Below are 26595 nucleotides of genomic sequence, written 5' to 3'. Positions count from 1 at the left end.
GGAAGATCGTTGCCACGCCGCTCCTGAAAGGCCGCCGCCGATGCGGAACATCACTCCGACGCCGCTCGATATGGGCGACTTGGCCCGTGTGCATGGCGGCGCCGTGCTGGGCGGCGGGGAGGGGCGGGACACGCTGCAGGGCACCGACACCACCGACCTGCTCTCGGGCCATGCGGGCAATGACCACCTGGACGGCGGTGCGGGCAATGACTGGCTCGAGGGCGGCGCGGGCGACGACGTACTCGACGGCGGCGAGGGCCGCGACACGCTGCGGGCCGGCGCGGGTGACGACAGCGCCGATGGCGGCGCGGGGCGCGACTACATGGCCGGCGGCGCCGGCGAGGACACGATGTCCGGCTCCGAGGGCAGCGATACCATCTATGGCGGCGCCGGGAACGACAGCCTGGCCGGCGACAGCTTCTCCTACAACCTCTCCTTCGACACTTGGAAACCCGGTGTGGATGCGCCGGTTGACGACCTGATCTTCGGCGGCGACGGGGATGACCGGATCAACGGCAACAGCGGCAACGACACGCTCTGGGGCGATGCGGGCCATGACGAGATCGAGGGGATGTGGGGCGAGGACAATCTCGCGGGTGGCCTGGGCAATGATACGCTCTCGGGCGGGGCGGGCGAGGACACGCTCTCGGGCGGCCTGGGCAATGACGTGCTGTCGGGCGGGGCGGGCAATGACCTGATCCGGGGTGGCCCCGGCCAGGACACCTTCAAATGGAACGTCAACGACGGCAACGACACCATCCACGGCTTCCGGGATGAGAACGGCAACAACGGCAACATCGTCATCGACGGCTCCGCCTACGACGTCGTCACGATAGAGGAGATCCTGGCCGGGCTGGACCTGCGGCTCATCGCGACGGATGAGGAAGCGGCAACCGTCCTGTTCGGGCCGGACCATGACGGGCTGACGCCGAGCATCACGGTGGAGGATGGCCGCATCATCCTGGGCAGCCAGGTGATGGGCGGCACCCTGACCATCCGCGGCGAGACCATCGAGTTCAGCAATATCAGGTCGATCTCGCTGGGCGGGTGGTCGTATTGGGCGGCGGTGGGGTGAGGCGCAGCGAATCCATGCCCGACCCCGCCCTGCTCGATCGCCTGCGCGCCGCCGTCGCCGGCAATTTCGCGGCGCAGACGCGCTTCCTCCAGGACATCGTGCGCTTTCCCAGCCTGCGCGGCGCCGAGGCGCCCTTGCAGGATTGGCTCTACCGGGATCTCGGCGCGCGCGGCTATGCGATGGACCGGTTCAGCCTGGCCGATGTGCCGCTGGCGGGGCATCCGCAGGCCGCGCCCATGGTCGATGCCGATCCGGCGCGCAGCGTGCAGGTGGTGGCGGCGCATCGTGCCGCGAATCCGAGCGGGCGCAGCCTGATCCTGCAAGGCCATATCGACGTGGTGCCCGAGGGCCCGCACGCGATGTGGACCCACCCGCCCTATGGCGCGGTGATCCGCGATGGCTGGCTCTACGGCCGCGGCGCGCATGACATGAAGGCCGGCGTCGCCGCCATGGTCTTCGCCCTGGAGGCGATCCGCAGCGCCGGGCTCGAGCCCGCGGCCGATGTCTATCTCCAGACCGTGACGGAGGAGGAAAGCACCGGCAATGGCGCGCTGGCGACGCTGCTGCGCGGCTATCGCGCGGAGGCCGCGCTGATCCCCGAACCCACCGGCCATGCCATCACGCGCTCCCAGACCGGCACGATCTGGTTCCGCCTGCGGGTGCGCGGCGTGCCGGTGCATGTGATGGTGGCGCAGGATGGCTCGAACGCCATCATGTCCGCCTATGCGCTGATCAACGCCCTCTACGCGCATACCAGGGCGCTGAACGCGGCCGGGCGGGACAATCCCTGGTATGGCGGCATCACCGACCCGATCAAGTTCAACCCCGGCATCATCCGCGGCGGCGACTGGGCCTCTTCCACGCCTTCCTGGTGCGAGGTGGATTGCCGCATCGGCCTGCTGCCCGGCACCACGCCGGCGCAGGCGATGGCGGGCGTCGAGGCGGCGGTGCGCGCCGCCGCGCAGGGCGACACCTTCCTCGCCAACAACCCGCCCGAGATCCTCTGGCATGGCTTCCAGACCGAGCCCTATGTGCTGGAACCGGGCAGCGAGGCCGAGGCCGTGCTCGCGCGCGCCCACGCCGCCGTGCATGGCGGCGCGATGCCCGAACGGCGCTCCACGGCGGTGAACGACACGCGCTATTACGGGTTGCAGATGGGCGTGCCCGGGCTCTGTTACGGGCCGAAGGGGGAGGGCGCGCATGGCTTCGATGAGCGCACCAGCCTCGCCGATCTCCAGACCTGCACGCTCACCATCGCCGCTTTCATCGCTGATTGGTGCGGCACGCGGCCACGGGCGTGAGCGAGGCGGCGGCGCGGCTGCAGGCCCTGGCCCGCGCCAACCCCGCGAATGCGGCGCTGCTGGACGTGCTGCCCAGGCTCGGCCTGAAGCAGGGCTTCCTCGCCGCCGGCTGCCTGTTCCAGGAGGTGTGGAACCACCGGGCCGGGCGGCCCGTCGGCTGGGGCGTTCGCGACCACGATGTCTTCTACTTCGACGATGCCGATCTGTCCTGGGAGGCCGAGGATGCCGTGATCCGGCGCGTGCGCGCGGCCTGCGGCCCCCTCGGCGTGGAGGTGGAGGTGCGCAACCAGGCGCGCGTGCATCTGTGGTATCCGCAGCGCTTCGGCTCGGGCTATCCGCAGCTTGCCTCGGCGCGGGCGGGGATCGACCGCTACCTCGTCGCCTGCACCTGTGTCGGCATCGAACTCGCCACGGGCGCGCTCTATGCGCCGAACGGGCTGGCGGATCTGGAGGCCGGGCTGCTGCGGCCGAACCCCTTGAACGACCGGCCCGACCTGTTCCGCGCCAAGGCGGAGAGCTACCGGGCGCGCTGGCCCTTCCTGCGGATCATGGAGACGCCTGGGTGAGGAGCCGCCGCGTGTGCTCGGCGATCATGCGTTCCTCATCGGTGCGGCGGACCAGCACGCGCACCCGGCTGCCGGCGGCGGCGATGTCGGGCGCCTGCGCCGCATTGGCCGCCGCATCGAGCGCGAGGCCGAGGAAGCCCAGCCCCTCGCAGATGCGCGCGCGCAGCCCGGCCGCGTTCTCGCCGATGCCGGCGGTGAAGACCAGCGCGTCGATCCCGCCCAGCGCCGCCGCCAACTCCCCGATCGCGCGGCGCACGCGATAGGCGAAATAGGCCAGCGCCTGCTCGGCCTCCTGCGTGCCGGCGGCCTCGATCTGGCGCACATCCTGCGAGAGTCCGGACATGCCCTTCAGCCCGCTATTGCCATAGAGCAGCTGCGCGACCTCACCCGTGCTCATGCCGAGCGTGTCGATCAGGTGCAGCACCACGCCCGGGTCAAGCTGGCCGCAGCGCGTGCCCATCGGAACGCCATCCAGCGCGGTGAAGCCCATGGTGCTCGCCTGCGCCTGCCCGCCCGCGAGGGCACAGAGCGAGGCGCCATTGCCCAGATGCGCAACCACCACCCGCCCTGCCGCCAGCGCGGGGTCCTCGGCCGTGAGGCGCCGGGCGATGTATTCATAGGACAGGCCATGGAAGCCGTAGCGGCGGATGCCCTGCGCATGGAATTCGGGCGGCAGCGCGAAGGTATCGGCAACGAAGGGCTGGGTGCGGTGGAACGCCGTGTCGAAGCAGGCGACCTGCGGCACGCCCGGGAAGTGCCGCGCCGCCGCCGCGATGCCGGCCAAATTGTGCGGCTGGTGCAGCGGCGCGAGCGGCACCAGCGCCTCGAGTGCCGCCATCAGCGGCGCGTCGACCCGCCGCGGCGCGGCGAAATCCGGCCCGCCATGCACCACGCGATGGCCGATGGCAGCGACGGGCCGGCCGCCGAGCGCCTGCGTGAGCCAGGCGATGATCGCGCCCAGCGCCGCCGCATGGTCGCCCGGCGCGCCGCCGCCCGCCCAATCCTGCGCGTGCAGCACCGCCCCGGCGGCATCGCGCACGCGCAGGCGCGGCGCAGCGCCGATGCCCTCGACCTGCCCGATGCAGCGCGCGTCCAGGCCCTCGGCCTCGAAGGCCGCGAATTTCAGCGAGGAGGAGCCCGCATTGAGCACCAGCAGGATGCCGTCCATCGCGCGCGCCCCTCAGCCCGCCAGCACCATCTCGGGCACGCTGTCCGGCAGGATCAGCGGCGCGGCGGTGGCGGCCAACACCTCGGCCACGCTCACCCCCGGCGCGCGCTCCCGCAGCACGAGGCCACCCTCGGTCGGCTCCAGCACCGCGAGGTCGGTGACCACCAGCGTCACCGGCCGGGCGGCGGTGGCGGGCAGGGTGAGTTCCGGCACGATCTTGCTCTCGCCGCGCGCCGCGTGCTGCATCGCCACGATCACGCGCCGCGCGCCGGCAACCAGATCCATCGCCCCGCCCATGCCCGGCACCAGCCTGCCGGGGACCATCCAGTTCGCGAGCCGCCCGCGCGCATCCACCTGCAGGCCACCGAGCACGGTCATGTCCAGATGCCCGCCGCGGATCAGCATGAAGGAGAAGGCGCTGTCGAAGGACACGGCACCGGGCAGGGCGGAGATGAAGCCGCCCCCGGCATCGGTCAGGTTCGGGTCCTCCATGCCATTGGGCGGCGGGGCGCCGAAGCCGATGATGCCGTTCTCGCTCTGGAAGGCGACGGTCAGGCCCGCCGGCACATGGCGCGCGACCAGCGTGGGCAGGCCGATGCCGAGATTGACCAGGCTGTGGTCGCGCAGCTCGCGCGCCACGCGGCGGGCGATGAGTTCCTTCGCCTCCATGTCAGCGCGGCCTTTCGAGCAGGTGATGCACCAGGATTCCCGGCGTGCGCACATGGTCGGGCGGGATGACGCCGACGGGCACGATCTCATCCGCCTCGACGATGACGCAGCGCCCGGCCAGCGCGATGATCGGGTTGAAGTTCATCGCCGTCAGCCGATAGGTGAGGTTGGCGTTGTAGTCGGCCTCATGCGCGCGAATGATCGCGACGTCGGCGGTGATGGGCTCCTCCAGCAGATAGGGCCTGCCCTGCACCTCGATGATGCGCTTGCCCTCGGCCACCACGGTGCCGAGGCCGGTGGGGGTGAGCACGCCGCCCAGCCCCGCCCCGCCGGCGCGGATGCGCTCGGCCAGCGTGCCCTGGGGGATGAGTTCCACCTCGATCTCGCCGGCGATCATCTTCTGCTGGGTCACGGGGTTGGTGCCGATGTGGCTGACCATCACCTTCGCCACGCAGCCGGCATCGATCAGCTTGCCCACGCCCACGCCGGGGCGCGCGGTGTCGTTGCCGATCAGGGTGAGGCCCCGCGCGCCGCGCGCCACCAGCGCATCGATGATGCGCTCGGGCGTACCGACCGCCATGAAGCCGCCGAACAGCACGCTCGCGCCGTCCGGGATCCGCTCGGCCGCCTGTGCGGGGGTGATGGCCCTGCGTTGCATGATCGCGCCTCAGCCCATGTTGTGCAGGCCGGCATCGACATAGATCGTGTCGCCGGTCATGCCGGAGGAAGCCCCGCCCACCAGGAAGGCAACGACGCGCCCGACCTCCGCGATGTCGACCAGGCGATGTTGCGGCGCGCGTTCCTGCGCCATCGCCACCAGCTCGTCGAATTGCGCGATGCCGCTGGCCGCGCGCGTGCGGAGCGGGCCGGGCGAGACGGCGAAGACGCGGATGCCCTGCGGGCCAAGCTCGGCCGCGGCATAGCGCACCGAGGCCTCCAGCGCGGCCTTCACCGGGCCCATCAGGTTGTAGTTCTCCACCACCTTGTCGGCGCCGTAGTAGCTCATGGTCACCAGCACGCCGCCCTGGCCCATCAGCGGTTCCGCCAGCTTCGCCATGCGCAGGAAGGACCAGCAGGAGACGCGCATGGCCTGGCCGAAGCCCTCGGCCGAGCAATCCACGACGCGGCCATGCAGATCCGCCCGCGGGGCGAAGGCGATGGAATGGATGACGAAGTCGAGCCCGCCCCACTCGGCGGCGATGCGCGCGAACACCGCTTCCAGCGCGCCCGGTTCCTCGACATCGAGGGGCATCATCAGGCTGGCCTGGAGCTGCTCGCCCAGCGGGCGGACGAAGCGTTCGGCCTTCTCGTTCACCCAGGTGATGGCGAGTTCCGCCCCGAAGGCGCGCAGCTTGGCGGCGCAGCCATAGGCGATGGAGTGTTCGTTCGCGATGCCCACCACCAGGCCGCGCTTGCCCTTCAGCATGTCGCCGATGCGGCTGTCGGGGTCCCACACCCGGGGCAGGGGATCGATCGGCGGAGCGGGCATGGGGGCTACAGCGTCTTGCGGAACCACACGCGTGAATGGCCGGCCGGCATGCCGTCCAGCTTGCCGAACTCGGCATAGCCGTTGCGCTCCCAGAAGCCGGGCGCCTGGAAGCTGAAGGTGTCCGTGTAGGCGTGCTGGCAGCCGCGCCCCCGCGCGACATCCTCGGCACGGCGCAACAGTTCCGAGCCCACGCCCTTGCCGCGCAGCTCGCGCGACAGCCAGAGCCAGTCGATGAACAGCCAGCCCCAGAAGGTGAGGCCGAGCAGGCCGCCGCGCGGCGTGCCATCGGCCGCGCGGGCCAGCAGCGTCACCGGCTCGCGGTCATAGGGGCCGCCCATCTCCTGGTTGAAGGTGTGCAACCCGCGCTGGATGGCGGCCACGGCGTCGAGTTCCGGGAAGGCGTCCTCGACGATCTCGAAATCGCTCTCACCGCTCACGGGCGGGTCTTTCCTTGCCGGGCCAGCGCGGCGGCCAGCGCATGCACCTCATCCGCCGCGATCGAGCGCGGCGCGGCCTCGGTCACGCCAAGGCCGAGCGCGAAGGCGGTGGCGAAGCCGGTGCGGTTGCCAAGCGGCGGGTCGAGCAGCGTGAGGCCGCGCGATTTCAACTCGCCGAGGATGGCGCCGAGCAGCTTGCCCTGCGCGGGCGCGCGGTTCAGCACCAGCGCGGCGGGCCGCTTCTCGGCCTTGACGAGTTCGAGCGTGGCCTCCATCGCCCAGAGATCCGCCAGCGAGGGCTGCAGCGGCACCAGCACCAGATCCGCCCCACGGATGGCGATGCGCGCATCGGTGTCGGCATGCGGGGGCGTGTCGATCAGCACCAGCTCATGGCTGCGGCGCAGCTTGTCGAGGGTCGCGGGCACGCGCCATCCGGCCGGGGCCTCGATGTCGATGGGGTTGGCGCGCGGCCCGGCCTTGGCCCGCAACTCGCCCCAACGCGCGAGGGATTGCTGCGGATCGGTATCGAGCAGCGCCACCCGCCGCCCCGTGCCGGCGGCGGCAGCGGCGAGGTTGGCGGCGAGCGTCGATTTGCCCGCCCCCCCTTTGCGCTGGGCCACGGCGACCACGAGCACCATGCGATTGCGACTCCGTGTTTGCGCGCGAAGCCTAGCAGCAAGCCCGGCCACGCCCTAGGCCAAGCCTGCTGCGCTGCGATAGGCTCGCCCCATGTCCTGGCCCCTGGAATTGCTCACGCCGGCGGAGATGGCGCGCGCCGATGCCGCTGCCCTCGCGGCCGGCGTGCCGGTGGCGGTGCTGATGCAGGCGGCCGGGCGCGCCGTGGCGCGGGCGGCGATGCGCGGCTTCCGGCCCGTGCGTACGCTCGTGCTCGCCGGGCCGGGGAATAATGGCGGCGATGGCTATGTCGCGGCGCGGCTGCTGGCGCAGGCGGGCTGGCCCGTGGCCGTGGCCGCGTTCGCCCCGCCGCGCGCGGGCAGCGCGGCGGCGGAGGCGGCGGCGCGCTGGCAGGGGCCGATGCTGCCCTTCGTGCCGGCGGAGGCCGCGCGGGCGGGCCTTGTCATCGATGCGGTGTTCGGCGCGGGGCTGGCGCGGCCGGTCGAGCCGGCGGTGGCGCGGATGCTGGCGGCGGCGGGCGGGCCGATCCTGGCGGTCGATGTCCCTTCCGGCCTGGATGGTGCGACCGGCCAGGCGCGGGGCGAGGTCGCGGCGGCGGCGCTGACCGTCACCTTCTTCCGCCTCAAGCCCGGCCACCTGCTCTTCCCAGGCCGGGCGCTGTGCGGCGAGCTTGTGCTGGCCGATATCGGCCTGCCGGCCTCCGTGCTGGGCGGGATCGCCCCCGCCACCTTCGCCAATGGCCCGGGCCTGTGGCGCCTGCCTGGCCTTGCCCCGACGGGCCACAAATACCACCGGGGCCATGTCGGCGTGCTCGCGGGGGCGACGATGACGGGCGCGGCGCGGCTCGCGGCCGGGGCGGCGCGCCGGGCCGGGGCGGGGCTGGTGACGCTGCACGCCCCCGACCCCGCCACCGCCGCCGTGCTGCGCGCTGGCGAGCCCGGGGCGATGGTCAGCGAGGCGCCGCTCGCCGCGCTGCTTGCCGATGCGCGGCTCAAGGCCTGGGTCATCGGCCCCGGCCTGCCGGCAATCCCCCGGACCGGCGCGCTGCTGGCCGAGGTGCTGGGCGCGGGGCGGGCGGTGGTGGTCGATGCCGGGGCGCTGGGCGCGGCCGGCACGCCCGAAGCCCTGCGCGGCGCGGCGGTGCTGACGCCGCATGAGGGCGAGTTCGCCGCCCTCTTCGGCCCGGTCGGCGCCGATCGCCTGGCCGCCGCCCGCGCGGCGGCGCGCAGGAGCGGCGCGGTGGTGCTGCTCAAGGGCCCGGACACCGTGATCGCCGCCCCCGATGGCCGCGCCGCGATCAACCACAACGCGCCGCCGAGCCTGGCCACCGCCGGCAGCGGCGATGTGCTGGCGGGGATCATCGCCGCGTTGCTCGCCCAGGGGATGCCCGCCTTCGAGGCCGCCGCCGCCGCCGCCCACTGGCACGGCGCGGCCGCCGCCAGCCTCGGCCCGCGGCTGATCGCTGAGGAACTGATCCCCGCGCTCACGCTGGTTTCGCCCGATCAGGGCCCGCAACCAGCCACGTCTCGCGGATGATGGTCGCGCCCCAGCCGAAGCCCGGTCGGGCGCGGCGCCGATCCCGACATCATCGCCGCCGACCGGCGCGGCCTTCTGCCCAGGTGAAGGATCGAAATCCGCGGCGCCCGGCTCAATCCGGCCGGATGCCGGCGCTGCGCACCAGTTGCGTCCAGCGCGCGCGGTCGCGCTCCACGAAGGCGGCGAAGGCCGCCGGCCCTTCGGCGGCGGGGTCCACGCCGATCCCCTGCAGCCGCGCGCGGAAGGCGGGGCGGCCCAGCACCGTGGCGACCTCGCTGGTGTAGCGCGCGATGGCGGGCTCGGGGGTCGCGAGTGGCGCGAGCAGGCCGTAGAAGCCGACCGCCTCGAAGCCCGGCACGCCGGATTCCGCCACCGTCGGCACCTCCGGCAGGCTCGGATGACGCGCGGCGCTGCTGACCGCGAGCACGCGCACGCGCCCCTCGCGCACATGCGGCATGGCGGTGGGGATGGTGTCGAACATCATCGCGACACGGCCCGCGATCACATCCACCATCGCCGGCCCGCCGCCGCGATAGGGGATGTGCTGGATCTCCACGCCGGCCAGCGACTTCAGCAATTCCATGAACAGGTGGATGGAGGATCCATTGCCGGCCGAGGCGTAGGAAAGCTGCCCGGGCCGGGCGCGCAGCAGCGCCAGCAATTCGGGAAGCGTCGTCGCCGGCACCGAGGGGTGCACCACCAGGATCGAGGCGACGGTCGCCACCATCGACACGGGCGCGAGGTCGCGCGCCGGGTCGAAGGGCAGGTTGAACAAGGCGGGGTTCATCGCATTCGGCCCGGTGCTGCCCATGATCAGCGTGTGGCCATCGGCTGGTGCGCGGATCGCGGCCTCGGTGCCGATGCTGCCCCCCGCGCCGGCGCGGTTCTCCACCACCACGGATTGGCCGAGCACGCCGCCGAGTTCCTCCGCCAGCGCGCGCGAGAGCAGGTCCGCCGCCCCGCCGGGCGGGAAGGGGCAGATGATGCGCACCTGCCGCGACGGCGCCCAGGGCGCCGCCTGGGCCAGCGCCGCGCCGGAAGGCCAGGCCGCGGCCAGCGCCAGGGCGGCGCGGCGGGTGATGCCTGTGCGATGCATGGTGTCTCTCCTCCTTTCGGTCGTCACGCGGGCAGCGCCCCGCCGGCGCTCTGCCCGCCGCAGACGAACAGCGTCTGCCCGGTGACATAGCCGGAGCGCGCATCGAGAAAGAACGCGACGGCCTGCGCCACGTCCTCGGGCGTGGCGAGGCGGCCCATCGGCAGGCCGGCGAGGATCCTCGCGCGCCTTGGGCTGCCGGGCGGATTCAACTGCTGCCAGAGCGGCGTATCCACCGAGGCCGGCGCGACCACATTCGCGGTGATGCCATGGGGCGCGAGTTCCGCCGCCCAGGAGCGCGTCGCGCCCACCAGCGCGGCCTTGGCGGCGGCATAGGCGGTGCGCGCGGGCAGGCCGAGCATGGCGCGGCTCGCGATGCTGACGATGCGCCCCCGGCGCGCCGCCTGCATGCCCGGCAGCAGCGCCTGCGCGCATTGGATGGCGCAGCGCAGGTTGAGCCCGAGCACGGCGTCGAGATCCGCGAGGCTCGCTTCCGCCAGCGTGCCCGGCCGCACCGTGCCGACATTGTTGACCAGCCGCGTGATGGGGCGCTGCGCGACGATGTCGGCCAGCGCCGCGGCGGTTGCGGCCGCATCCGCGAGGTCCACCGCGCGATGTTCCTCGCCCGGCAGCAAGGCTTCGGGCGCGGCGCGATCCAGCGACAGCACGCGCCAGCCTTCCGCCACGCAGCGCGCCGCGATGGCCCGGCCGATGCCCTGGCTGCCCCCGGTGACCAGCACCCACTCCGCCATGCCTCTTCCGCGTCCCCTCGTTCCGCGCAATCCTGCGCGCATGGCGCGCGCAAATCCACTGGGGAAGCCGCGCCGCCTGGGGGAAGACGGCATGGAAGAGTATCGCGCGCTGCGCCTCGATCGCGCCGGGCCGGTCGCCACCGTCACCATGCTGCGCCGCCACTCGCATGAGGAGATCGCCGATGTCTTCACGCGGCTGCGCGCGGATGACAGCGTGCGCGTGGTGGTGCTGACGGGTTCGGATGGCGAGTTCCACGTGCCCGGCCCGGCGGCGGAATACATCCTGCCGGGCGGGGGGCACCGGCTGACGGATCCCCACCACGCCTGGCGCACCTTCTCCGCCATCATCCGCGGCCACCAGGCGATGGCGGAGATGGAGAAGCCGGTGATCGCGCGCGTGAACGGGCCGGCCTATGGCTTCGGCCAGTCGCTCGCCTTCGCCTGCGACCTGATCGTGGCGCAGGAGGATGCGGTGTTCATGGACCACCACATGGGCGGGCCGCTGCCGGGGCGCACGAAGTTCTTCTCCAACGTGCCCGGCGATGGCGGCTGCGCGCTGATCCCGCTCTTCCTCACGCCCTGCAAGGCGAAGGAATACCTGATGCTCGCCAAGCCCTACACGGCGGTCGAGCTCGAGCGCATGGGCATCATCAACTACGCCGTCCCCGCCGCAGAGCTCGACGCCAAGGTGGAAGAGCTGGTGCAGGGGCTGCTCGCGCGCGGCGCCTTCGCGCTCGCCTGGACCAAGCGCCTCGCCAACCGCCACATCGTCGAACAGCTGAACCGCGTGCTCGATGCCGGCGTGGGCTACGAGATGGTCGCCTTCCTGCAACGCGAGAAGCTCGGCGGCGAGGACCCCACCAGCCTCGCCTGACCTGTCGAACCCGGGAGAAGAACGCCATGGACATCGTCGATCTCAGCCGCGAGATCTTCCACCGCACCCAGACCCATCCCTCGCATCCGCCGGTGGTGATGACGGTGTGGAACGACCATGCGGAGAAGAAGGTGGCGGGTGCCACCACCTTCAGCAGCAAGGCGCTCTCCATCGCCTTCAGCGACCATGCGGGCACGCATGTGGACGCGCCCGTGCATTTCGACCCGCGCCCGGGCGCGGCCTCGATCGACCAGGTGCCGCTGGAGAAATTCTACACATCCGGCATCTGCCTCGACCTCTCGCATGTGCCCCTCAAGCACGCGATCACCGTGCCGGAGATGGAGGCCGCGCTCGCCGCCTCGGGGCAGGAGATCCGGCCCGGCGACACGGTGCTGCTGCATATGGGCGTGAATGCGCGGCTGCTCGGCAAGCCGGGCTACCTGCATGATTTCCCGGGTCTCGCGCTGGCCTCCGTGCATTGGCTCGCGGATCGCGGCATCGGCATGTTCGGCGTGGAGGCGATCAGCCCGGCCCCCGAAGGCGAGCTCAATTTCCAGGCGCACATGGCCTGCGCCGAGCGCGGCATCACGCATATCGAGTGCCTCGCGAATCTCGAGGCGCTGGTCGGGCGCGGGCGCTTCCGCTTCATCGGCTTCCCGCTGAAGATCAGGGGCGGCACGGCGAGCCCGATCCGCGCGGTGGCGATCTTCGAATGAGGGACGATGCCGCGGCCGAGGCGCTCGCCGCCGGCACGCTCGGCGCGCAGGCGTTGCTGGCGGATTGCGTGGCGCGGCTCGAGGCGGACAATCCGCGTCTCAACGCCGTGGTGCTGCCCTGCCTCGATGAAGCGGCGCGGGCAGCCGCTTCTGCCGAGGCGCGGCGCGGGGCAGGGGGCGCGCGCGGCCCGCTCGATGGCCTGCCCTTCACGGTGAAGGACAACCTCCATGTCGGCGGCATGCGCGCGACCTGGGGCTCGCGCCTCTTCGCCGACAACATCGCCCCCGAGGATGACCTCTGCGTCGCGCGGCTGCGCGCGGCCGGCGCGGTGCTGCTGGGCAAGACCAACACGCCGGAATTCGCGCTGGCCACGCACACCTCCAATGCGGTGTTCGGCACCACGCGCAACCCCTGGGACACCACGCGCGTGCCGGGTGGTTCGACGGGTGGTGGGGCGGCGGCGGTGGCGGCGGGCATCGCGCCGCTCGCCATCGGCACCGATGCGGGCGGGTCCATCCGCCTGCCGGCGGCGCTGTGCGGCATCACGGGCTATCGGCCGAGCGTGGGGCTGATCCCGCGCCTGCACGGCTTCCCGCCGCTCACCCTCGATTTCCAGGCGATCGGCGTGATGGCGCGCAGCGCGCGGCTGGTGCGCCTCGCCACCGAGATCATGGCGGGGCCGGATGTGCGGGACCGTGCCTCGCTGGCTTTCACCGGTCTCGGCGCCGCCGCGCCGCGCAAGTTGCGCCTGCGCCTCGTGCCCGGCGGGACGGAGACCGATCCGGAGGTCGCAGCCCTGGTGCGCGACGCGGCCGAGGTGCTGCGCGGGCTCGGCCATGCGCTGCATGAAGGCCCGATGCCGCATGATGCCGAGCGGCTGGTCGCCATCCGCTCCGTGCTGAGTTCGGCCGGCGTGGCGCGCGTGGTGGCGCCGCATGCGGAGTGGGAAAGCAAGGTGACGCCGCCGATCCGCGTCGCGGCCGAACGCGGCTTCGCCCTCACCACCGCGCAGTACATCGCGGCGATGGACGACCTCGCGACCTGGCGGGCCGCGACGGCGGCGGCGATGGACGGGGTGGACATCCTCGTCACGCCGACCTGCCCGCTGCCCGCCTGGCCGCTCGAGGCCGCGAGCGCGCGCGTGCCCGGCATGCCCGCCGGGCCGGCCCAGGCCGTGGCCTTCACCGCCTTCGCCAACGCCATGGGCTGGCCCGGCATCAGCCTGCCCTGCGGGCTGACGCGCGCGGGGCTGCCGGTGGGCGTGCAGCTTGTCGCCCCCTATGGCGCCGACCGCACGCTGCTCGACCTCGCCGAGGCCTTCCAGGCGGCGACCGACTGGCACACGCTTCTTCCCCCAACAGGTGAGTGACCGATCATGACGCTGCTCTCCCGCCGCGCGCTGCTCGCGCTGCCCGCCCTTCTCGCCACGCCGCGCCTCGCGCGCGGGCAGGGCGCCTGGCCCTCGCGGCCCGTGCGCCTGATCGTGCCCTTCCCGCCGGGTGGGCCGACCGACATCATGGGCAGGCTGCTCGCCGCGCAGCTCGAGGCCGAGCTGCGCCAGCCCTTCGTGGTGGAGAACCGCGCCGGCGCCACCGGGGCGATCGGCAGCCAGGCAGTGATGCAGGCCGCGCCCGATGGCTACACGCTGGTCGTGGGCACGCTGGGCTCGCATGCGCTGCAGCCGCTGATCGCGCGCACGCCCGCCTATGATCCGCGGCGGGATTTCGCGCCCGTCTCGCTCTTCGCCACCATCGCCAATGTGCTGATGGTGCATCCTTCCGTGCCGGTGCGCACAGCCGGCGAGCTGGTGGCGCTGCTGCGTGCGGAGCCGGGGCGGCACAATTACGGCTCGGCCGGCGTGGGCTCGCCGATCCATCTCTCGGCGGTGCTGCTGGAGCAGGTGGCGGGCGTGCAGGCGGTGCATGTGCCCTATCGCGGCTCGGCCCCCGCGCTGCAGGATCTGCAGGCGGGGCGGCTGACCTTCATGTTCGATGCCGTGCCCTCCGCCATGGGGCTGCTGCAGTCCAACGCCGTGCGCCCGCTCGCCGTCACCACGCCGCGGCGCATCGCAGCCCTGCCGGAACTGCCGACGATGGAGGAGGCCGGCATCCGCCCCTATGACGCCTATACCTGGAACGCGATCTTCGGCCCGCCGCGCCTGCCGGAACCCATTGTCGCCCAGCTTGGCCAGGCGATCGCGACCATCACGGCGCGCGAGGCCTTCCGCGCCCGCGCCACGGCGCTCGGCGCCGACGCCGCCGCCTCCACGCCCGAGGCGCTGCGCGCGCTGGTCACGGCGGAAATGGCGAAGTGGCAGCCCATCGTCGCCGCCGCCGGCGCGCAGGAAGGGTGAGACCCATGGTGCAGATGCGCCTGCTGGCCGATACGCAGGACGAACTCGGCGAGAGCCCGGTCTGGGACCCGCGCGACAATTGCCTCTGGTGGCTCGACAACCTCAAGCCCGCGCTGCATCGCTGCGACCCCGCCACGGGGGCGCATGCGGCCTTTCCGCTGCCGGAATTCGTGGGCTCGATCGGGCTGCGCGCGCGGGGCGGCTTCATCGCCGGCACGCTGCGCGGCTTCGCGGTGATCGAGCCCGAGGCCGGGCGGTTCGAGACGCTGGTCGAGCCCGAGCCGCTCAGCCTCGGCAACCGCATGAATGACGGCAAGGTGGATCGTCGCGGGCGCTTCTGGTGCGCGGGCATGAATGCGCGCTTCGTCGAGACCTATGAGCCCAGCGCCTCGCTCTGGCGGCTCGATCCGGATGGCAGCGCGCACCGGATGGAGACCGGCATCATCGTGGGCAATGGCATCGCCTTCAGCCCCGATGACCGCACGATGTATCTCTCCGACAGCAGTGCGAAGACCGTCTGGGCCTATGATTTCGACCTCGATGCAGGCGTGATCTCGAACCGGCGCATCTTCCTCTCTTCCGCGAACCTGCCCGGCCACAACGGCAAGATCGATGGCGCGGCGGTGGACACGGAGGGCTTCTACTGGGCGGCGGTGCCCTATGACGGGCTGCTCATGCGCTACACGCCCGATGGGCGCGTGGACCAGTGCTGGCGCATGCCGGTCTCCTGCCCCACCATGCCGAGCTTCGGCGGGCCGGCGCATGATGTGCTCTACGTCACCTCGGCGCGCAAATTCCTCAATGGCTGGCAGCGCCGCGTGCAGCGGATGGAAGGCGGGCTCATCGAGATCACGGGCCTTGGCGTGCGCGGCCTGCCCGAGCCGATGTTCGGCGGCTGAGGCCGGCTTCCTCAGAAGCGCAGCGTCAGCGCCGGGATGTAGCTGATGGCGAACAGCACGGCCATCGCCACGCCGAAGAAGGGCCACATCGCCTTCACCGTATCGCCCATCTGCGCGCGCGCGATGGTGGAGGAGATGAACAGCGTGGTGCCCACTGGCGGCGTGTAGAGCCCGATGCCGAGGTTGATCACCATCATCAGGCCGAGCTGCAGCGGATCCATGCCGATCTGCGCGGCCAGCGGCAGGAAGACCGGCGTCAGCAGCAGGATCGCCGGCGGCAGGTCGAGCGGCCCGCCGATCAGCAGCATGATGAGGTTCATCGCCAGGATGATCAGCACCGGGTGCTGCAGCGTCAGCGCGATCCATTCCGCGAAGCGCTGCGGCACCTGATCGAAGGTCAGGATCCACGACGCCGCGGCGCTGCCCATGATGACCAGCATGACGATGCCCGTCGCGATGCCCGCATCGACGAAGGCGCGCAGGAAGCGCCGCCAGGTCATGTCCCGGTAGATCAGGATCGAGGCTGCAAGGGCGTAGAACACCGCCATCACCGCGATCTCGGTCGGCGTGGCGAAGCCGAAGCGCAGCGCCAGCAGGATCAGGATCGGCAGCAGCAGCGCCGGCGAGGCCAGCAGCGCAAGCCGCGCGAGGCGCCGGACGTCGAGCCGCGCATCGGCCTCGGGCGGGCGGCCCTTCCACCAGCAGACGGCGAGGAAGCCGCCGGCCATCATCAGCCCGGGCAGCACGCCCGCGAGGAACAGCGCCCCGACCGAGACCCCCGAGACGACGGAGAAGAGGATCATCGGGATGGAGGGCGGGATCAGGATGTCGATGACGGCGGAGGTCGCGTTGTTCGCCGCGCAGAGCCCCGGCGAATAGCCCAGCCGCCGCTGCCAGGGGATCAGCACCGAGCCGAGCGCCGAGGCATTCGCCACCGCCGAGCCCGAGACGCCGCCGAACACCACCGAGCCCACCACGGTCGCCTGCAGGGGCCCGCCGCGGAAGGGCATCATCGCCTCGCCCGCGAAGCGCAGCAATTCCTGGCCCAGCCTGCCATCCATCATCAGCGCTCCGGCGAGGATGAAGAAGGGCAGGGCGAGCATGGGGAAGGACTGGGTCTGGGCGAACATCTGCTGCGCGATCAGCATCAGCGGCATCTGCCCGTCCCACATCACCGCGAGGCCGGAGGCGATGACCAGCGCATGCGCCACCGGCAGCGCCGCCATCATCAGGGCCAGGAAGGCCAGGACCAGGACGAGGCTCATGTCACTGCTGTCTCCTCACCCTCGCGCGGCAGGCCCTCGGGGCCGAGCAGCGCGACGCGGAGCATGTTGGTCAGCGTGCCCACCACCAGCAGCGCGCAGCCTGCCGAGACCGCCCAATAGCCATGCGCGCCCGAGAGGCCGAGCACGGGGGAGCGCTCGATGGCCGCGATCTCCGCCACCTCCAGCGCCGAGCGCGCGAGCACCACATAGGCCACCACCACCAGCGCGTGGCCGGCCAGCAGCAGCGCCTGCGCGGCGCGGCGCGGCAGCAGGTAGAGCACCGTCTCCACCGCCACATGCCCGCCGGTCTGCACGGCGAGGGCCACGCCGGCCATGATGAACCAGGGGAAGAGCCGCTCGGGCACTTCCTGCGCCCAGTCGAAGCCGCCCGTGTCGAAGATGTAGCGGGCGATGACGTTGGCGCCGAGCGCCACCATCAGCGCGATGCCGGTCAGCACCAGCACCAGCCGGCACAGCCCGCGCACCGCCGCGTCCACACCCCCGGCGATGCGCAGGCCGCCCATCTCAGGACACCGCGGCGCGCAGCTGGCGCACGAAGCCGCCGATGGGGCGGTTCTGCCAGGCGTCCAGCACGCCGGCCGTGGCGGCGCGGAAGGCGGCCTGGTCGGCCACATTCACCTCGACCGAGGACATGGTGCGGTACTCGGCCAGCAGCTGCACATCGGCCTGCTGCATGAGCATGCGGTTATGCGCCGTGGCCTCCCGCGCGGCCTGGGTCACCAGGGCGCGATCGGCCTCGTTCAGCCGGGCCCAGGCAACGCGCGAGGCCAGGAAGGGCGAGCACTCCCATTTGTGCGCGGTCAGCGAGATGTAGCGGTTCACCTCATGCAGCTTCGAGGCATGGATGTTCGCCAGCGGGTTCTCCTGCCCATCCACCACGCCCTGCTGGAGGGCGACGTAGAGCTCGGAGAAGTTGATCTGCTGCGTCGCCGCGCCGAGCGCCTGGAAGGTGTCGATCGTCGCGGGGTCGGCGGGCGTGCGGATGCGCAGGCCGCGCAGATCCTCGGGCCGGTTGATGGGGCGGCGGCGGTTGGTGATGTGGCGGATGCCATTGTCCCAGAAGCCCAGCGAATGCAGGCCGACGGCACCCAGCTTCTGCGCCAGCTCCTGCCCCACCGCGCCATCCACCACGCGGTAGGCGGCGGCGGCGTCGGGGAAGAGGAAGGGCAGGCCGAGGGCCGCGATCTCGGGCACCAGGGCCGAGGTCGGGCCCTGGCTGTTCACGCTCATGTCCAGCGTGCCGGTGCGCAGCGCGGTCAGCATGGCGACGTCGTCGCCGAGCTGCGCGGCATGGGCCACGCGCATCTCGATGCGCCCGCCCGAGAGTTCGCGCAGCCGCGCGGCCATGCGCTCGGCGGTCACGCCGCGCGGATTGGCCGCGGCCGTGCCATGCGCCAGCGTCAGGCGGACCTGGCCCTGGGCGCGCAGCGTGGCCGGTGCGGCCAGCAGCGCGGCGCCGGCCAGCATGGCGCGGCGGGTGGTGATGATGCTCATTGGTTCCTCCCTCTGGAAGCCGGCCCCCTTCTGGGGGTCAGGCTGGTTGCAGTCCTGCGCGCCGCGTCCTGCGCGGCGCGGATCATTACCTGGTCATGCGGCCTGCGCCCTGCCCGGCGCGCCGGCGCGTTCCATCTCCTGGCGCAGTGCGAGCACATCGAGGTCGTGGCTGATCTCGACATCGTCGAAGGAGACCAGCGTGCCCTGCGCCACCGGCCGGCGGAGCTTCACATGGTGCGCGAGGCCGATCGGCAGGGCGCGCGCGGCCAGGCTGCGCGTGGCGGGGATGGCATCGGCCCAGACGGTGAATCCGCCCTCGCCATCCAGCATCTCGCCGGGCTGGAGGTTGCGCTTGGCGATGGCCACCGCATCGCCGCGGAACTCGCGCGGCGTGCCGGTGGGCTCACCGCGCAGCACGGCCGAAAGCACCGAGACGCTGGTCTCGAGCCCGATCATGTGGAAGGGCCGCCACATCGAGCCGTACCAGCCGGATTTGTCCACCAGCAGCCCGTACTGCGCGAAGCAGGCGCGCGTGTAGTCGTTGTTGGCGCGGAAGGTCACGAAGACGCCGTACTGGATGTTGTTGTGCACCACGCGGCCATCGGGTTCGCGGCTCGCGGCGATGTCCACCAGCCCCGCGCGCGGCAGGCGCCCGCCCTCGTCGCGCGGCTTGAAGACCTGCGCGAGGTCATGCAGGCCGGTGGGGGGGAAGGCCAGGCCCTCATCGGGGCAGTCGAGGCCCGTGCCGTTGGCCACCGCGGCCATCTCGATCGCCGCCTTCGTGCCGTCGGTGAAGGAGTTGTACATCTTCGGGTTGAAGTCGCCCTTCGCGACCTCCTCCGCGCTCCAGCCGAAGAAGCCCCAGACCGTGTCGGGGGTGGAATGGCGATAGTGCGGCGCGAAGTTCATGCCCTTGCCGGCGGAGACCAGCTCGAAGCCGCAGGCATGCACCCAATCGACCAATTCGCAGATGATGGCGGGCTGGTCGCCATAGGCCATCGAATAGACAAGGCCCTTGGCGCGCGCCTTGGCGGCCAGCAGCGGGCCGCAGAGCACATCGGCCTCGACATTCACCATGATCACATGCTTGCCGCCCTCGATGGCCGCGAGCGCATGGCGCACGCCGGCGATGGGGTGGCCGGTGGCCTCGATGATGCACTCGATGCCCTCGAAGGCGGCGAGCTTGCCGGCGTCGTCCAGCACGCAGGTGCCGCCCGTGCGATGGGCGTCCTCGAGGCTCTTCGCCGCGTAGCGCTCTGCCGGCCAGCCGACGCGCGCGAGCGAGGCGCGGGCCTTGCCGACATCGAGATCGGCCACGCCGACGACATGGAAGCCCGGGATGCGCTGCGCCTGGGCCAGCACCATGGAGCCGAACTTGCCGGCGCCGATCAGCCCGACCCGCACGGGGCGGCCACGCGCGGCCAGCAGCGTCGAAAGATTCACTGTTTCACTCCCTCAATCTTGTGCGGGCCTGAGGCTAGGTGGCGCAAATCATTAGGCACAAACGAGTTTTTCGGCGCTTTGCTTCAGTTCTTCTAAAGATTGGCCCTGCCATGCCAGGGCTTCCGCCCGCAGCCAGTCGGCGAAGGCGCGCACGCGGCGATGGCGCAGCCGGTCCGGCGGGCAGACAAGCCATTGCGTGGTGCGGCGGATCTCCGGCGGCCCCGCCACGGGGCAGGCGAGCCGCCCGTCGCGCAGCGCATCGCCCATCATCAGCGTGCTCTCCAGCGCGATCCCCATGCCCGCGATGGCCGCATCCACCGCCATGTGGCTGCGATCGAACAGCACCCGGCGGGCGGCCGGCAGCGGCGTGCCGGCGGCGGCGAACCAGGTGGCCCATTTCACCTGCGACTTCACCGAATGGATCAGCCGGTGCTTGCCGAGATCCGCCGCCTGTAGGCTGCCCGGGGCGGCCAGGGCAGGGGCGCAGACCGGCAGGAAGCGTTCCTCCGCCACCGGCTCCACCACCAGCCCCGGCCACTCACCCTCGCCATGGCGCACCTCGAGGTCCACGCCCTCGCGCGTGAAGTCGGTGGGCTCGTTGGTGGCGTCCACGCGCAGCTCGATCTCGGGATGCGCATCGAGGAAGCCGGGCAGGCGCGGCAACAGCCATTTCGTGGCGAAGCTCGGCGTGGCGCGCAGGATCACCGAGGCGGAGGAGAGCGTGCCCCGCACATAGCGCGTGGCTTCCGCGATCTGCTCGACATGCGGGGCGATCATCTCGAGGTAGCGCTGCCCCGCCTCGGTCAGCGCGATGCGCCGCCCCTGGCGCGTCATCAGCGCGGTGCCGAGCTGCACCTCCAGCGCCGCGATCTGCTGCGACACGGCCGAGGGCGTGACACCCAGTTCCAGCGCCGCGCGCGTCAGGCTGCCGGCCCGCGCCGCCGCGTGGAAGACCGCGATGGCGCGCAGCGGCAGCATCAGCCGAGCCAGCCGCGGATGCTGGCGGCCATCGCCTCGGCCGAGATGCCGTAGCGCTCATGCAGCGTGGGCAGCGCACCGGCATCGAGGAAGGCGTCGGGCAGGGCGATCTGGCGGAAGCGCGGCGGGATCGTGCCCTCGCGCAGCAGCAGCGTGGCCACGGCCTCGCCCAGGCCGCCGATCACGCTGTGGTTCTCCGCCACCACGGTCAGGCGCGGCTTGCGGCCGACCTCGTGCAGCAGCGCTGCCGTATCCAGCGGCTTGATGGTTGGGCAATGCAGCACCGCCACATCCACCTTGTCGGCGGCGAGCAGCTTCGCCGTCTCCAGCGCGCGCATCGTCATGAAGCCCGAGGCGATCAGCAGCACATCGGCGCCGTCGCGCAGCAGCTTCGCGCGGCCGAGCTCGAAGCGATATTCATATTCGTCGAGCACCAGCGGCACGTTGCCGCGCAGCAGCCGCATGTAGACCGGCCCGTCATGGGCGGCGATCTGCGGCACCGCCTGCTCGATGTCGAGCGCATCGCAGGGATCGACGATCACAAGGTCCGGCATGCCGCGGAAGATCGCGAGATCCTCGGTCGCCTGGTGGCTCGGCCCGTAGCCGGTGGTCAGGCCCGGCAGGGCGCAGCAGATCTTCACCGGCAGGCCTTCCTCGGCGATGCCCTGGCTGATGAAGTCGAAGGTGCGGCGGGAGGCGAAGGCGGCATAGGTGGTGACGAAGGGGATGAAGCCCTCATGTGCGAGGCCCGCCGCCGCGAGCATCAGCAACTGTTCGGCCATGCCCATCTGGTAGAAGCGGTCGGGATGGGCCTGCGCGAAGATGTGCAGGTCGGTGTATTTCGCGAGGTCGGCGGTCATGCCGAGGATCTCGGGCCGGCTCCGGCCGAGCTCGACCAGCGCGCGGCCGAAGGGGGCGGCGCTGCTGCGCTGGTCCGCGCCGGCGAGGGAGGCGATCATCGCCGAGGTGGTCAGCCGCGGCTTGTTCGGATCGGCCGCGGCGATGGGGTGCTGCCGGCGCCTCATGCCTGCGCGCCTTCTTCAAGCGCCGCCAGGGCCAGCGCCCATTCATGCGCCTCGACGCGCAGGAAATGCGCCTTCTCGCGCGTCTCCAGGAAGGGCACGCCCTTGGCCATCTTCGTGTCGCAGATGATGACGCGCGGCTTGGGTTCTGTCGTGTTGCGGGCCTCATCGAAGGCGGCGACGAGGGCCGGGATATCGTTGCCGTCCACGCGCTGCACATGCCAGCCGAAGGCGGCCCATTTCTCGGCCAGCGGCTCGAAGTTCAGCACGCCGGTCGAGACGCCATCGGCCTGCATGCGATTCACGTCCACCAGGCAGATGAGGTTGTCGAGCCGGTAGTGGCTGGCGGACATCGCGGCCTCCCAGGTCGGCCCCTCATCCAGCTCGCCATCGGACATCAGGTTGAGCACGATGCTGTCGCTGCCCTTGCGCCGCAGGCCGAGGCAGCGGCCGACCGCGATGCCAAGGCCCAGGCCGAGTGAGCCGCCGCTCATCTCCATCCCCGGCGTATAGGCGGCCATGCCGGACATCGGCAGGCGGCTGTCATCCGTGCCGTAGGTCTCGATCTCGCTCTCGGGTATCACGCCGGCTTCGATCAGCCCGGCATAGAAGGCGATGGCGTAGTGGCCGATGGAGAGCAGGAAGCGGTCCCGCCCTTCCCAATGCGGGTCCTCCGGCCGGTGCCGCAACGCGTGGAACCAGGCGACGGCCAGCACATCGGCGATGCCCAGCGCCTGGGCGATGTAGCCCTGGCCCTGCACCTCGCCCATGCGCAGCGCATGGCGGCGGATGTTGCGGGCGCGCGCGGCGAGGCTCGGCGCATTGGCGAGCAGCGGGCTCATCCGTGGATCAGCATCCCGCCATTCACGTCGATGACGGCGCCGGTGATGTAGGAGGACAGGTCCGAGGCCAGGAAGAGATAGGCGCCCGCCACGTCGCTCGCCTCGCCCAGCCGGTTCAGCGGGATGCCCTTCTTGATCTCCACGCGCATCTCATCGGTCAGCTTGCCGCCGGTGATGTCGGTCTGGATCAGGCCGGGGGTGACGCAGTTGACGCGGATGCCATCCGCGCCGAGTTCGCGCGCCATCGCCTTGGCGAGGCCGAGCACGCCCGCCTTCGCCGCCGAGTAGTGCGGCCCGCCGAAGATGCCCCCGCCGCGCTGGGCGGAGACGCTGGACATGCAGGCGATGCTGCCCTGCTTGCGGGCGCGCATGTGCGGGATGAAGGCCTGGCTGAGATACAGCACGCCCGAGAGATTGACGTCGATCACCTTGCCCCAGTTCGCGGGCGAGATGTCCATCACCTTCAGCGGCTGGGTGATGCCGGCATTGTTGAGCAGGATGTCGCATTGCCCGTAGCGCGCCAGCACCGCCGCCGCCGCCGCATGGCAGCTGGCCGGGTCGGTCACGTCGCAGCCCAGGCCGAGGTGATCGGGGCCGAGTTCGGCGGCGGCTGCCTGCGCGCCCGCCGCATCGAGGTCGAGGATGGCAACCCTGGCGCCATGCGCGGCGAAGAGCTTCGCCGTGGCCCGGCCGATGCCGCGCGCGCTCGCCGCGCCGCTGATCGCGGCCACCTTGCCCTGGAGCAGCATCCATCCCTCCGTCTTCTGGTTGGACGGAGGCGTCACACGCCGGCCATTCACCGGCAAGCGCGATTTTCTCGCCTATCGGTGAGCCAGATTCACTCTATCTGCGCCGGCGCATCCAGGTCGAGCTGCAGCCCCAGCTCCGCGGCCAGCCATTCCGCGAAGGCAACCACCCCCTGCGCGTAGCGCTTGGCCGGCGGGAAGACCAGCCAATGCCCGGTATAGACCACGTCCTCGCAGATGCCCGCGAGCGGGCGCACCAGGCTGCCCTCCGCCAGTTCGCGCTCGGCCAGCCGTGTCGATTCCAGCGCCACGCCGAGCCCATCCACCGCCGCGCGGAGCGAGAGGAAGGAACGGTCGAAGCGCGGCCCGCGCGGCTCGGGCGCGATCAGCCCGTTGGCGGCGAACCAGGCCGGCCAGCGCACCCGCTTCACCGCGCTCTCGATCAGCACCTGCTCGCGCAGCGAGGCCGCATCGCGGATGGCGGGGGCGAGGGCGGGGGCGCAGAGCGGCGTGATCACCTCGGTCCCGAGCGGCAGCGTCACCAGCGACTGGCTGCCATAGAAGGCGGCCGAGGGCGCGCCATACACGATGTCGGCGTCGAACTCGTCCGAGGCGAAGCGCGTGTAGTCCGCCCCCGCCGCGATCCGCACCTCGAGCCCGTTCGCCTCGGCCAGCAGGCGCTTGAGGCGCGGCACCAGCCATTGCGCCGCGAAGCTCGGCGCGCAATGCAGCCGCAGCAGCTTCGGCCCGCGCGCGGCGATGCCGGCCAGGCCAAGGCGCAACTCGCCGAAGCCGCGCTCGACATGGCGCATCAGCGTCTCGCCCTCGGGCGTCAGGCGGATGGCGCGGCCCTCGCGGCGGAACAGCAGCACGCCGAGCGAGGCCTCCAGCCCGCGGATCGCATGGCTGACGGCGGAGGGCGTCAGGCCGAGATCCTCGGCCGCGGCGCGAAAGGCGCCGGTGCGGGCGGCGGCCTCGAAGGCGCGCAGGGCGGAGAGGGGCAAATGGCGCTGCATCTGGGTTTTCAGGTTAATCTGGCTCACCCATCGGCGCAAATTTCTCGCTGGACGATGAACCGGATGCGGGGGACCCAGGGCGCGGAGGAACGCCCATGACCCCGCCCGATGCCGCCCCGGATCCCCGCCGCATGGCCAACGCCATCCGCTTCCTCGCCATGGATGCGATCGAGCGGGTGGGCGAGGGCCATCCGGGCACGCCGCTGGGTGCGGCCGAGATCTGCACCGCGCTCTGGACGCGGCACATGAAGTTCCACGCCGCCGACCCGCTGTGGTTCGACCGCGACCGTTTCGTGCTCAGCGCCGGGCATGGCTCGATGCTGCTCTATGCGCTGCTGCACCTGACCGGCCATCCCGGCATGGGCATCGAGCAGCTGCGCCGCTTCCGCGAGTTGGGTTCGGCCTGCGAGGGCCATCCGGAACGCGCCCCCGCGCATGGGGTGGAGGTCACGACCGGGCTGCTCGGCCAGGGGGTGGCGAATGCCGCCGGCATGGCGCTCGCCGAGGCCTTCCTCGCGGCGCAACTCGGCGCCGATCTGGTGGACCATCGCACCTGGGTGCTCTCCGGCGATGGCTGCCTGCAGGAGGGCATCGCCCATGAGGTCGCGGCGCTGGCGGGGCATCTGCGCCTGTCGAAGCTGACCTGGCTGTGGGACGACAACCGCATGACCGATGACGGCGACATCGGCCTGGCGATGAGCGAGGATTTCTGCGCCCGCTTCCGCGCCGCGCATTGGCATGTGCAGGCGGTGGACGGGCATGACGTGGCGGCGCTCGACGCCGCCATCGCCGCCGCGAAGCGCGACCCGCGCCCCTCCTTCATCGCCTGCCGCACCATCATCGGCCGTGGCCTGCCGGGGGTGGAGGGCACGCGCGCGGCGCACAGTGCGCGCATCGCCCGCGAAACGACCGAGGCGGCGCGCCGCCTGCTGGACTGGCCGCACCCGCCCTTCACCCTGCCCAATGACGTGGCCGCCGCCTGGGCCGGGGCCGGGGCGCGCGGTGGCGCCGCGCACGCCGCCTGGCGCGCCCGTGTCGCCGCCCTGCCGGCCGAGCGCCGGCGCGACCTCGACCGGCTGATCGAAGGCCGCCTGCCCGATGGCTGGCAGGAGGGCCTGCGCGCCTATGCGCGGGATGCCGCCGCGCGCGGGCATGGCGACCATGGCTGGAAGCTCTCGGGCGACATCCTCGAACGCGCCGCGCAGGCGATTCCCGAACTGCTGACCGGTGCCCCGGACCTCGAGGGCGCGACGCAGCACAAGCGCGGGCTCGCTGCCTTCACGGCCGGGAATCGCGCCGGCCGCTACGTGCATTACGGCGTGCGCGAACATGCGATGGGCGCGATGATGGTGGGCATGGCCGCGCATGGCGGCGTGGTGCCGACGGGCATCACCTACCTCGTCTTCTCGGACTATCTCCGCCCCGTGCTGCGCCTCGCGGCGATGATGAAGCTGCCGGCGATCTTCGCCTTCAGCCATGACAGCATCGGCATCGGCCGCAACGGGCCGACGCACCAGCCGGTGGAGCACCTGGCCTCCTTCCGCGCCATCCCCGGCATGCGCGTCTTCCGCCCGGCCGATGCGGTGGAGGCCGCCGAATGCTGGGAACTGGCGCTGGCCCGCCGGGAGGGCCCGACTTGCCTCGTCTTCGCGCGCCAGCCCCTGCCCGCCGTGCGGACCGAGGCCGGGGAGAACCGCTCGGCCCGCGGCGCCTATGTGCTGGCCGAGGCGGCGGGGCCGCGCGACCTCACGCTGCTCGCCACCGGCTCGGAGGTCGCCCTGGCGCTGGAGGCGCGGGCGCTGCTGGCGGCGGAGGGCATCGCCGCCGCCGTGGTCTCCATGCCCTGCTGGGATCTGTTCGAGGAACAGGATCAGGCCTGGCGGGCCGGCGTGCTCGGCACCGCGCCGCGCCTGGCGGTGGAGGCCGCGGTGCGGCTCGGCTGGGATCGCTGGATCGGCCCGGAGGGCGGGTTCATCGGCATGTCGGGCTATGGCGCCTCGGGCGCCGAGGCCGATCTCTGGCGGCATTTCGGCATCACGCCCGAGGCGGTGCGCGACGCCGCGCGGCGGCTGGCGCGGGGGCCAGGCCGCGCCCCGGCTGCGTGAAAAAAACTCACGCTTCCTTAATCATTAGTCTCGTTCCCCGAGGCTTTTCCATCTGGTAACGTATTTGTGAACGCCCAGGAGGGGCGGAGGGGTGGTTG

General features: G+C 71.9%; 27 protein-coding genes. 10 read left to right on the top strand and 17 right to left on the bottom strand.

Going from position 1 to position 26595, the window contains the following annotated elements; translation table 11 throughout:
• Positions 1–40: 40 nt before the first annotated feature.
• The 3 genes from AC2D9U_RS20760 to AC2D9U_RS20750 are packed head-to-tail and all read left to right on the top strand — an operon-like array spanning position 41 to position 2942.
• Positions 41–1075 carry a calcium-binding protein gene (locus tag AC2D9U_RS20760; protein ID WP_484752489.1) on the top strand — a complete coding sequence of 345 codons (1035 nt, stop codon included), beginning with the start codon at positions 41–43 and terminating at the stop codon, positions 1073–1075.
• A gap of 14 nt (positions 1076–1089) precedes the next feature.
• Complete coding sequence (locus AC2D9U_RS20755) at positions 1090–2376, top strand: ArgE/DapE family deacylase (RefSeq protein WP_484752487.1); 1287 nt, start codon at positions 1090–1092, stop codon at positions 2374–2376.
• A complete protein-coding gene (locus AC2D9U_RS20750) occupies positions 2373–2942 on the top strand; it encodes a nucleotidyltransferase family protein (protein ID WP_484752485.1) in 570 nt (189 codons plus the stop codon). The genes AC2D9U_RS20755 and AC2D9U_RS20750 overlap by 4 nt, the downstream gene beginning before the upstream one ends.
• On the opposite strand, the gene AC2D9U_RS20745 is transcribed toward AC2D9U_RS20750, so the two are convergent.
• The 6 genes from AC2D9U_RS20745 to parA are packed head-to-tail and all read right to left on the bottom strand — an operon-like array spanning position 2923 to position 7343.
• Positions 2923–4110 carry an acetate/propionate family kinase gene (locus AC2D9U_RS20745; protein ID WP_484752483.1) on the bottom strand — a complete coding sequence of 396 codons (1188 nt, stop codon included), beginning with the start codon at positions 4108–4110 and terminating at the stop codon, positions 2923–2925. The genes AC2D9U_RS20750 and AC2D9U_RS20745 overlap by 20 nt on opposite strands.
• A 12-nt stretch (positions 4111–4122) precedes the next feature.
• On the bottom strand, positions 4123–4779 hold the full coding sequence (locus tag AC2D9U_RS20740) for a 3-oxoacid CoA-transferase subunit B (protein ID WP_484752480.1): 657 nt from the start codon (positions 4777–4779) through the stop codon (positions 4123–4125).
• Position 4780: 1 nt separating this feature from the next.
• Entirely contained in the window at positions 4781–5437 is a 657-nt protein-coding gene (locus AC2D9U_RS20735) for a CoA transferase subunit A (RefSeq protein WP_484752478.1), read from the bottom strand.
• Between the two features lie 9 nt (positions 5438–5446).
• Complete coding sequence (fabI, locus tag AC2D9U_RS20730; RefSeq protein WP_484752476.1) at positions 5447–6268, bottom strand: enoyl-ACP reductase FabI; 822 nt, start codon at positions 6266–6268, stop codon at positions 5447–5449.
• Positions 6269–6273: 5 nt separating this feature from the next.
• Positions 6274–6705, bottom strand: coding sequence for a GNAT family N-acetyltransferase (locus AC2D9U_RS20725; protein WP_484752474.1), 432 nt, complete (start codon positions 6703–6705; stop codon positions 6274–6276).
• Positions 6702–7343 (bottom strand): ParA family partition ATPase, encoded by a 642-nt coding sequence (parA, locus tag AC2D9U_RS20720; RefSeq protein WP_484752472.1) that lies wholly within the window; start codon positions 7341–7343, stop codon positions 6702–6704. Before parA ends, AC2D9U_RS20725 begins: the two co-directional genes overlap by 4 nt.
• A gap of 91 nt (positions 7344–7434) precedes the next feature.
• On the opposite strand from parA, the gene AC2D9U_RS20715 reads away from it, so the two are divergent.
• Positions 7435–8877, top strand: a complete 1443-nt coding sequence (locus AC2D9U_RS20715; RefSeq protein ID WP_484752470.1) for an NAD(P)H-hydrate dehydratase — start codon at positions 7435–7437, stop codon at positions 8875–8877.
• Between the two features lie 112 nt (positions 8878–8989).
• Here AC2D9U_RS20715 and AC2D9U_RS20710 read toward each other — a convergent pair whose 3' ends face one another.
• Together AC2D9U_RS20710 and AC2D9U_RS20705 are read right to left on the bottom strand one after the other, a co-directional pair.
• The gene (locus tag AC2D9U_RS20710) at positions 8990–9973 is read right to left on the bottom strand and encodes a Bug family tripartite tricarboxylate transporter substrate binding protein (protein WP_484752468.1); all 984 of its coding nucleotides are present in this window, start codon (positions 9971–9973) and stop codon (positions 8990–8992) included.
• Between the two features lie 23 nt (positions 9974–9996).
• Complete coding sequence (locus tag AC2D9U_RS20705) at positions 9997–10722, bottom strand: SDR family oxidoreductase (RefSeq protein WP_484752467.1); 726 nt, start codon at positions 10720–10722, stop codon at positions 9997–9999.
• A 91-nt stretch (positions 10723–10813) separates the two neighbouring features.
• On the opposite strand from AC2D9U_RS20705, the gene AC2D9U_RS20700 reads away from it, so the two are divergent.
• The 5 genes from AC2D9U_RS20700 to AC2D9U_RS20680 are packed head-to-tail and all read left to right on the top strand — an operon-like array spanning position 10814 to position 15565.
• Positions 10814–11596 (top strand): enoyl-CoA hydratase/isomerase family protein, encoded by a 783-nt coding sequence (locus tag AC2D9U_RS20700; protein WP_484752464.1) that lies wholly within the window; start codon positions 10814–10816, stop codon positions 11594–11596.
• 26 nt (positions 11597–11622) lie between these two features.
• Positions 11623–12312, top strand: a complete 690-nt coding sequence (locus AC2D9U_RS20695) for a cyclase family protein (protein WP_484752462.1) — start codon at positions 11623–11625, stop codon at positions 12310–12312.
• Entirely contained in the window at positions 12309–13682 is a 1374-nt protein-coding gene (locus tag AC2D9U_RS20690) for an amidase (RefSeq protein WP_484752460.1), read from the top strand. The genes AC2D9U_RS20695 and AC2D9U_RS20690 overlap by 4 nt, the downstream gene beginning before the upstream one ends.
• Positions 13683–13688: 6 nt before the next feature.
• Entirely contained in the window at positions 13689–14666 is a 978-nt protein-coding gene (locus tag AC2D9U_RS20685; protein WP_484752458.1) for a Bug family tripartite tricarboxylate transporter substrate binding protein, read from the top strand.
• 5 nt (positions 14667–14671) lie between these two features.
• Entirely contained in the window at positions 14672–15565 is an 894-nt protein-coding gene (locus AC2D9U_RS20680) for an SMP-30/gluconolactonase/LRE family protein (RefSeq protein WP_484752454.1), read from the top strand.
• A gap of 11 nt (positions 15566–15576) precedes the next feature.
• On the opposite strand, the gene AC2D9U_RS20675 is transcribed toward AC2D9U_RS20680, so the two are convergent.
• The 9 genes from AC2D9U_RS20675 to AC2D9U_RS20635 form a co-directional block, all read right to left on the bottom strand.
• Positions 15577–16830, bottom strand: coding sequence for a TRAP transporter large permease (locus tag AC2D9U_RS20675; protein WP_484752452.1), 1254 nt, complete (start codon positions 16828–16830; stop codon positions 15577–15579).
• A complete protein-coding gene (locus AC2D9U_RS20670; RefSeq protein WP_484752448.1) occupies positions 16827–17354 on the bottom strand; it encodes a TRAP transporter small permease in 528 nt (175 codons plus the stop codon). Before AC2D9U_RS20670 ends, AC2D9U_RS20675 begins: the two co-directional genes overlap by 4 nt.
• Before the next feature lies 1 nt (position 17355).
• Entirely contained in the window at positions 17356–18345 is a 990-nt protein-coding gene (locus AC2D9U_RS20665) for a TRAP transporter substrate-binding protein (protein ID WP_484752446.1), read from the bottom strand.
• A gap of 93 nt (positions 18346–18438) precedes the next feature.
• Positions 18439–19788, bottom strand: coding sequence for an NAD(P)H-dependent oxidoreductase (locus AC2D9U_RS20660; RefSeq protein ID WP_484752444.1), 1350 nt, complete (start codon positions 19786–19788; stop codon positions 18439–18441).
• A gap of 51 nt (positions 19789–19839) precedes the next feature.
• Positions 19840–20766 (bottom strand): LysR substrate-binding domain-containing protein, encoded by a 927-nt coding sequence (locus tag AC2D9U_RS20655; RefSeq protein WP_484752442.1) that lies wholly within the window; start codon positions 20764–20766, stop codon positions 19840–19842.
• Positions 20766–21791 carry a transketolase family protein gene (locus tag AC2D9U_RS20650; RefSeq protein WP_484752439.1) on the bottom strand — a complete coding sequence of 342 codons (1026 nt, stop codon included), beginning with the start codon at positions 21789–21791 and terminating at the stop codon, positions 20766–20768. The genes AC2D9U_RS20655 and AC2D9U_RS20650 overlap by 1 nt, the downstream gene beginning before the upstream one ends.
• The gene (locus AC2D9U_RS20645; protein WP_484752436.1) at positions 21788–22630 is read right to left on the bottom strand and encodes a transketolase; all 843 of its coding nucleotides are present in this window, start codon (positions 22628–22630) and stop codon (positions 21788–21790) included. The genes AC2D9U_RS20650 and AC2D9U_RS20645 overlap by 4 nt, the downstream gene beginning before the upstream one ends.
• Positions 22627–23379, bottom strand: a complete 753-nt coding sequence (locus AC2D9U_RS20640; protein ID WP_484752434.1) for an SDR family NAD(P)-dependent oxidoreductase — start codon at positions 23377–23379, stop codon at positions 22627–22629. Before AC2D9U_RS20640 ends, AC2D9U_RS20645 begins: the two co-directional genes overlap by 4 nt.
• A gap of 89 nt (positions 23380–23468) precedes the next feature.
• On the bottom strand, positions 23469–24392 hold the full coding sequence (locus tag AC2D9U_RS20635) for a LysR family transcriptional regulator (RefSeq protein WP_484752432.1): 924 nt from the start codon (positions 24390–24392) through the stop codon (positions 23469–23471).
• A 95-nt stretch (positions 24393–24487) separates the two neighbouring features.
• Between AC2D9U_RS20635 and AC2D9U_RS20630 the strand changes: the two genes are divergently transcribed.
• A complete protein-coding gene (locus AC2D9U_RS20630) occupies positions 24488–26497 on the top strand; it encodes a transketolase family protein (RefSeq protein ID WP_484752430.1) in 2010 nt (669 codons plus the stop codon).
• The last annotated feature ends 98 nt before the right edge of the window (positions 26498–26595 follow it).

Source organism: Roseomonas sp. TF40 (assembly GCF_057219975.1).
The sequence above is the reverse complement of the archived record's forward strand: the minus strand, read 5'-3'. Positions and strand labels throughout refer to the sequence as shown.

Excerpts from the sequence above, each read along its gene's own strand:
- AC2D9U_RS20760 (WP_484752489.1), top strand. The coding sequence starts at position 41 with ATGCGGAACATCACTCCGACGCCGCTCGATATGGGCGACTTGGCCCGT.
- AC2D9U_RS20755 (WP_484752487.1), top strand. The coding sequence starts at position 1,090 with ATGCCCGACCCCGCCCTGCTCGATCGCCTGCGCGCCGCCGTCGCCGGC.
- AC2D9U_RS20745 (WP_484752483.1), bottom strand. The coding sequence starts at position 4,110 with ATGGACGGCATCCTGCTGGTGCTCAATGCGGGCTCCTCCTCGCTGAAA.
- AC2D9U_RS20740 (WP_484752480.1), bottom strand. The coding sequence starts at position 4,779 with ATGGAGGCGAAGGAACTCATCGCCCGCCGCGTGGCGCGCGAGCTGCGC.
- AC2D9U_RS20735 (WP_484752478.1), bottom strand. The coding sequence starts at position 5,437 with ATGCAACGCAGGGCCATCACCCCCGCACAGGCGGCCGAGCGGATCCCG.
- fabI (WP_484752476.1), bottom strand. The coding sequence starts at position 6,268 with ATGCCCGCTCCGCCGATCGATCCCCTGCCCCGGGTGTGGGACCCCGAC.
- parA (WP_484752472.1), bottom strand. The coding sequence starts at position 7,343 with ATGGTGCTCGTGGTCGCCGTGGCCCAGCGCAAAGGGGGGGCGGGCAAA.
- AC2D9U_RS20715 (WP_484752470.1), top strand. The coding sequence starts at position 7,435 with ATGTCCTGGCCCCTGGAATTGCTCACGCCGGCGGAGATGGCGCGCGCC.
- AC2D9U_RS20710 (WP_484752468.1), bottom strand. The coding sequence starts at position 9,973 with ATGCATCGCACAGGCATCACCCGCCGCGCCGCCCTGGCGCTGGCCGCG.
- AC2D9U_RS20705 (WP_484752467.1), bottom strand. The coding sequence starts at position 10,722 with ATGGCGGAGTGGGTGCTGGTCACCGGGGGCAGCCAGGGCATCGGCCGG.
- AC2D9U_RS20700 (WP_484752464.1), top strand. The coding sequence starts at position 10,814 with ATGGAAGAGTATCGCGCGCTGCGCCTCGATCGCGCCGGGCCGGTCGCC.
- AC2D9U_RS20695 (WP_484752462.1), top strand. The coding sequence starts at position 11,623 with ATGGACATCGTCGATCTCAGCCGCGAGATCTTCCACCGCACCCAGACC.
- AC2D9U_RS20690 (WP_484752460.1), top strand. The coding sequence starts at position 12,309 with ATGAGGGACGATGCCGCGGCCGAGGCGCTCGCCGCCGGCACGCTCGGC.
- AC2D9U_RS20685 (WP_484752458.1), top strand. The coding sequence starts at position 13,689 with ATGACGCTGCTCTCCCGCCGCGCGCTGCTCGCGCTGCCCGCCCTTCTC.
- AC2D9U_RS20680 (WP_484752454.1), top strand. The coding sequence starts at position 14,672 with ATGGTGCAGATGCGCCTGCTGGCCGATACGCAGGACGAACTCGGCGAG.
- AC2D9U_RS20675 (WP_484752452.1), bottom strand. The coding sequence starts at position 16,830 with ATGAGCCTCGTCCTGGTCCTGGCCTTCCTGGCCCTGATGATGGCGGCG.
- AC2D9U_RS20670 (WP_484752448.1), bottom strand. The coding sequence starts at position 17,354 with ATGGGCGGCCTGCGCATCGCCGGGGGTGTGGACGCGGCGGTGCGCGGG.
- AC2D9U_RS20665 (WP_484752446.1), bottom strand. The coding sequence starts at position 18,345 with ATGAGCATCATCACCACCCGCCGCGCCATGCTGGCCGGCGCCGCGCTG.
- AC2D9U_RS20655 (WP_484752442.1), bottom strand. The coding sequence starts at position 20,766 with ATGCTGCCGCTGCGCGCCATCGCGGTCTTCCACGCGGCGGCGCGGGCC.
- AC2D9U_RS20650 (WP_484752439.1), bottom strand. The coding sequence starts at position 21,791 with ATGAGGCGCCGGCAGCACCCCATCGCCGCGGCCGATCCGAACAAGCCG.
- AC2D9U_RS20645 (WP_484752436.1), bottom strand. The coding sequence starts at position 22,630 with ATGAGCCCGCTGCTCGCCAATGCGCCGAGCCTCGCCGCGCGCGCCCGC.
- AC2D9U_RS20640 (WP_484752434.1), bottom strand. The coding sequence starts at position 23,379 with ATGCTGCTCCAGGGCAAGGTGGCCGCGATCAGCGGCGCGGCGAGCGCG.
- AC2D9U_RS20635 (WP_484752432.1), bottom strand. The coding sequence starts at position 24,392 with ATGCAGCGCCATTTGCCCCTCTCCGCCCTGCGCGCCTTCGAGGCCGCC.
- AC2D9U_RS20630 (WP_484752430.1), top strand. The coding sequence starts at position 24,488 with ATGACCCCGCCCGATGCCGCCCCGGATCCCCGCCGCATGGCCAACGCC.